We start from the raw sequence: 5,673 nt of genomic DNA on the forward strand, positions 1-5,673 counted from the left end.
ATGAAAAAATCCTGGCAAACAACAAACAACCAGCATATAACTGCTGTATCATCCGTTAAAATTTGCCATCAAAATAAATGGCATCAACAAACAGACACGCTATTGAGATATCAAGCAACACGCGCACTCAGTGTTCCAAGCCGTCCGGCTCTTCCCTCCGAGGCAACCCTGCTAACTTACGACGTCCGATCCTCCGAGTCAAATCGGTGCGGTGTGATCCACATCCCGATCCTCCCTGAAGAGAGCCTCCGTCCCTGGTCAATCCCGGATCCGCGGTCCGGCACGGTGGCCGTTCCTCGTTCCCGTTCTGCTGGGCACGAGGAAGAACATTACGGGTCCCGGGAACCACCGTCAAGCCAGAACGGCCTATTCCGAGGGTGTCCTCGGCCACATCGACGAATCGGTGTCGTCGGAGGTCAGGCGCGTACTACCGGTGAGTAGCCACGACCTGCGACAACGCTGCGCGCCGGGGCCGGTGGCGCCCTCGGAGAGGGCCGCGCGCCCCCGTTTCGGGGCAGCTCGTCGGCGTCGGCGGGACAGCACCGCCAACGGAGGAGCCGACCGCGGGCGATCGGACGGAGCAGGGAGGGCCGCCCGACAGAGTGCACCCCTCCAGCCGGACCGTCGCCGACCGAACGGCCGCTCCGCGGGCGCAGCCCTCGGCCGGGGCGGCACGACTCCGGTCCTCCCTCCCTCTCTCCACCTCTCGCAGGCGCGGCCACGGAGGCTGTCGGCGCTCCCCCGCCTGTCGTGTGGGCCCGAGCGACCGCCGTCCGCGCGCACGATGCCGTCGATGCAGCGTCGCCACGCCCCGTGGTCGCCCCGCCCCGCGCGGCGCGGATCATGACCGGCTGTGACGCTCTCCGGTGCGATGGCCACGACCTGCGGCGATGCGTCGATCAGCGCGGCGGCGGCACGCTGCGCACAGCGTCCACGCCGGTGCTCGGACCTATCATGTGCCGCACCCCGACGACCGTCGGCCCGGGCGCCGGCCCTCGCCGGGCCCGCCCACCGCTGACCCGGAAGTCCTGCCATGGCTCGGAAGTCCACTCGCCCGACCGTCGCCACCATCGCCCGCGACCTCGGCATCTCCCCGGCGACCGTGAGCTACGCGCTCAACGGCAAGCCGGGCGTCAGCGCCGCTCTGCGCGAGCGCGTGGTCGAGCACGCCCGGGTGGTCGGCTGGACCCCGCACTCGGGGGCACAGGCCCTGCGTCGTGGGCGCAGCGGGAACATCGGCCTGGTGCTGGTCAGGGATCCGCAGGAGATCTCCCGCGAGCCGTTCTACGCCGCGGTGACCGCCGGCATCGAGTCCGCGGTCTCCGCCCAGGGCTACGAGCTGCTGCTGCGCTTCGTACAGGGCGGGGCCGACGAGGAGGTCGAGGTGTTCCGCACCTGGGCCCGACAGCGCCGTGTGGACGGTGTGGTGCTGCTGGACCTCACGGTCGACGATCCGCGTCCGGCAGTCCTGGAGTCCCTGGGGGTGACCTTCGGGATGCTGGGGCACTACACCGGGCCCGAGCACTTCGTGACCCTGATGACCGCCGAGGAGGAGGACGCGAGGACCGTGGTCGAGCACCTCGTCGAGCACGGTTTCGACGGCTGCGTGCAGCTGACCGGACCGGTCCGCTACTCGCACGAGATCCGTCGGCAGAGCCTGCTCGCCGCGCTCTGCGCGGAGCACGGGATCCCGCACTCCGCGGCCGCCGGCGAGTACTCGATCGACGGCGGCCGTGCCGCGCTCGCCCAGGTGGATCGTGGGATCAGCGCTCGTCCTGCGGTGGTGGCCTCGAGCGACCTGCTCGCCCTCGGCGCCCTGCGCGAGGCTCTCGAGCGCGGGCTGCTGATCCCCCGTGATCTGGGCCTGATCAGCTGGGACGACTCGCTGATCGCCGAGGTGGCCACGCCCTCGATCACGGCGCTGGCGCGGGAGCCCTTCGCGATGGGCCGCAGCGCCGGCGACCTGCTGGTGCGGCTGATCGAGGATCGGCTCGACGGCCGGCTCGCCCGGCACAATGCCCCGGCGACCCTGGTCCCTCGCGCGTCCTCCGCCGCCCGCTGAGTCGGTCGGCCGCACCCCCGCCGGCCGCCCGGACCACCGCCGGGTCCCCGCCGCGCCGTGCGGTCGTGATCGCCGCGCCGGCCCCCGTTGACATCCCGCGCCTCGTCTTGCAATACTCGCCGAATCGATTAAGTACCGAATCGATTCATGACGGTCGCGCGTCGCTGTCCGACCCGCGCCTCCCCGCCCCCTCATCCGTCATCGAAGACGGCTGCCCCAAGGAGACCCCTGATGCGCCGACGCACCATCCTGTCCGCCGCACCCCTCGCCGCCGTCACCGCGGCCGGACTCGCCGCCTGCGGCTCGGGTTCCGGCGGCGGCTCCGACGCGAGCCCCGACTCCCTCACCTACTGGGCGTCCAACCAGGGCACCAGCCTCGAGCACGACGAGGAGGTGCTCACCCCCGTCCTCGAGCGCTTCACCGAGGAGACCGGCATCTCCGTCTCGCTCGAGGTCATCGGCTGGAACGACCTCCAGACCCGCATCCAGACCGCGATCACCTCCGGACAGGGGCCCGACGTGGTCAACATCGGCAACACCTGGGGCGTGAGCCTGCAGGCCACCGGCGGTCTGCTGGACCTGACCGACTCCGAGTTCGAGGCCCTGGGCGGCCGTGACCGCTACGTCGAGGCGGCCCTGGCCACCGGCGGCGCCGAGGGCACCGACCCCACCTCGATCCCGCTGTACGGCCTCGCCTACGGCATGTACTACAACGTGCAGATGTTCGAGGACGCCGGGCTCGAGCCCCCCACCACCTGGGAGGAGATGGTCGAGGCCGCCAAGGCGCTCACCGATCCGGAGAACGACGTCTGGGGCATGTCCCTGGCCGCCGGCTCCTACACCGAGAACAACCACTTCGCCTTCATCAACGCGGTGCAGAACGGCGCCGCCCTGAACACCGAGGACGGCGAGCCCTCCTTCACCGAGGACGGCGTGGTCGACGGCATCCTGCGCTACCTGGACCTGATGCAGACCCACAAGGTCGTCAACCCCTCGAACGCGCAGTTCGACAACGGCACCAAGTCCGTCACCGCCTTCGCGAACGGCCAGGCGGCGCTGATCATCAACCAGAACAACGCCCACGCGACCATCGAGTCCCAGGGCATGACCCCGGACCAGTTCGCGGCGGTGCCCTTCCCCGCCCCGGCCGATGCGGTCAGCGACTGCGCCTCCCACCTGGCCGGCATCAACCTGGCGATCATGCGGGACACCGAGAACGTCGACGGCGCCCTGCAGTTCCTGAACTTCATGACCTCCGAGGAGACCCAGGCCGAGCTGGGCGAGCCCTTCGCCGCGCTGCCGGTGCTCCAGGACGCCGAGCCCACCTTCACCGAGGATGCCGAGCAGGCCGAGATGTTCATGGAGATCTACGGCGAGCGCGCCGAGCCGCTGCCCCTGGTGCCCTGGGAGGACCAGTTCGAGACCTCCGTGGGCCAGGCGATGAACGACATGTTCGCCACCATCGCCACCGGCGGAACGGTCACCCGCGAGGACGTGATGGTCGCGATGCAGACGGCTCAGGACTCGATCCGCGCCTGAGGGAGCTGCCGGCCGACGGGCGCTGCGCGCCGACACCCCGGCGCCCCGCCCGTCGGCCCCTCCTCGCGACGACTGCCACGACTGCAGAGAAGAGCACCATGACCAGCCTGACCTCACCGCCGGACACGGGGGCCCCGACGCCGGCGGACTCCGCCGAGCCGCCCCCGCGCCGCCGCCCGCGCCGCCACCTGTTCCCGTACCTGATCATCCTGCCGGCCGTGCTGCTGGAGCTGCTGATCCACATCATCCCGATGGTCACCGGCTTCTGGATGAGCTTCGTCGAGCTGACGAAGTTCTACATCCGCCGCTGGCGGGAGGCCCCCTTCGCCGGCCTGGACAACTACCAGATCGCCGTCGACATCAACACCCCCGTGGGCCAGGGACTGCTGAACTCCTTCCTGGTCACCGTCGGCTTCACCATCCTCGTGGTGGGGCTGAGCTGGGGCCTGGGGATGGCCGCGGCCGTCGCGCTCCAGCGCCCCTTCCGCGGGCGCGGGGTGTTCCGCACCCTGTTCCTCATCCCCTACGCCCTGCCGCTCTACGCCTCGGTGATCACCTGGAACTTCATGCTCCAGCGGGACACCGGCGCGGTGAACCACCTGCTGGTGGACCAGCTGGGCCTATTCGACGAGGCACCCTTCTGGCTGATCGGCGACAACGCCTTCGTCTCGGTGGTGGTAGTCGCGATCTGGCGGATGTGGCCCTTCGCCTTCCTCATGTTCATGGCCGGGCTGCAGTCCATCCCCGGCGAGCTGTACGAGGCCTCGGCCATGGACGGGGCGACCCCGCTGCGCCAGTGGCGCGCGGTGACCCTGCCGATGCTCGCCCCCGTCAACCAGACCATGCTGCTGGTGATGTTCCTGTGGGTGTTCAACGACTTCAACACGCCGTACGTGCTCTTCGGCTCCGCGCAGCCGCCGGCCGGAGACCTCATCAGCTTCCACATCTACAACGCCAGCTTCCTGTCCTGGGACTTCGGCGTGGGCAGTGCGATGAGCGTCCTGCTGCTGCTGTTCCTGCTGGTGGTGTCGCTGGCATACCTCTACTTCACCCAGTGGAAGAAGGAGAAGACCGATGCGTGAGACCACCGGGGAGAAGATCTTCCGCGTGATCGTGCTGGCCGGGCTGACCGTGTTCGTCGCGGTGCCGCTGTACGTCATGATCACCACCTCGATGAAGCCGCTGGGCGACGTGCAGGCCTCCTTCACCTGGATCCCCAGCCGCATCACCCTCGAGCCCTTCGTCGAGATGTGGTCGACGGTGCCGCTGGCGCGCTACTTCATGAACTCGCTGATCGTCACCTGCGCGGCGACCCTGTTCAGCGTGGTCGTGGCGACCTTCGCGGCCTATGCCGTCTCCCGCTGGCGGTTCCACGGCCGCACCGGGTTCATGACCACGGTGCTGTCCACCCAGATGTTCCCGGGCGTGCTGTTCCTGCTGCCGCTCTACCTCATCTTCGTCAACATCGACACGGCCTTCGGCGTCCCCCTGGTGGGCACCCGGATCGGTCTGATCATCACCTACCTGACCTTCTCGCTGCCCTTCGCGATCTGGATGCTGGCCGGGTACTTCGACGGCATCCCCAAGGAGCTGGACCAGGCGGGGAAGGTGGACGGCGCCGGGAACCTGACGATCCTGCTGCGGATCATCCTGCCGGCGGCCCGGCCGGGCATCGTGGCGGTGGCGATCTACGCCTTCATGACCGCCTGGGGCGAGGTGCTGTTCGCCTCCGTCCTGACCACGGAGGAGACCCGCACCCTGGCCGTGGGCCTGCGCCAGTACGCCACCCAGACCAATGTGTACTGGAACCAGGTGATGGCCGCCTCCCTCGCGGTCTCGATCCCCGTGGTGGCCGGCTTCCTGATGATGCAGAAGAACTTCGTGGCGGGCCTGACCGCCGGCGCCGTGAAGTGACCCTCCGGGCGGGGCGGCACGACGCCGCCCCGCCCGGACTCTGGAATCCCCTGCGGGCATCCCCGCGGGCATGATCGAGTTCCCCCGTGCGCCGAGGCGCTCGGCGAGGACGCCGCTGCCCCGCCCGCCCGTGCACCACCCCCACCTGTCCGACCCCA

Annotated in this window: 4 protein-coding genes; all 4 read left to right on the top strand. The window is 69.4% G+C overall.

The window, feature by feature from the left end; translation table 11 throughout:
* Nucleotides 1-1,033: 1,033 nt before the first annotated feature.
* Nucleotides 1,034-2,062, top strand: a complete 1,029-nt coding sequence (locus tag CXH06_RS18200; RefSeq protein ID WP_114856619.1) for a LacI family DNA-binding transcriptional regulator — start codon at nucleotides 1,034-1,036, stop codon at nucleotides 2,060-2,062.
* Between the two features lie 231 nt (nucleotides 2,063-2,293).
* A complete protein-coding gene (locus CXH06_RS18205; protein WP_114856620.1) occupies nucleotides 2,294-3,601 on the top strand; it encodes a sugar ABC transporter substrate-binding protein in 1,308 nt (435 codons plus the stop codon).
* 98 nt (nucleotides 3,602-3,699) lie between these two features.
* Nucleotides 3,700-4,683, top strand: a complete 984-nt coding sequence (locus CXH06_RS18210) for a carbohydrate ABC transporter permease (RefSeq protein WP_114856621.1) — start codon at nucleotides 3,700-3,702, stop codon at nucleotides 4,681-4,683.
* Entirely contained in the window at nucleotides 4,676-5,515 is an 840-nt protein-coding gene (locus CXH06_RS18215; protein ID WP_114856622.1) for a carbohydrate ABC transporter permease, read from the top strand. Before CXH06_RS18210 ends, CXH06_RS18215 begins: the two co-directional genes overlap by 8 nt.
* The last annotated feature ends 158 nt before the right edge of the window (nucleotides 5,516-5,673 follow it).

Origin of the sequence: Brachybacterium sp. YJGR34, from assembly GCF_003347015.1 — a bacterium.
GTDB lineage: Bacteria > Actinomycetota > Actinomycetes > Actinomycetales > Dermabacteraceae > Brachybacterium.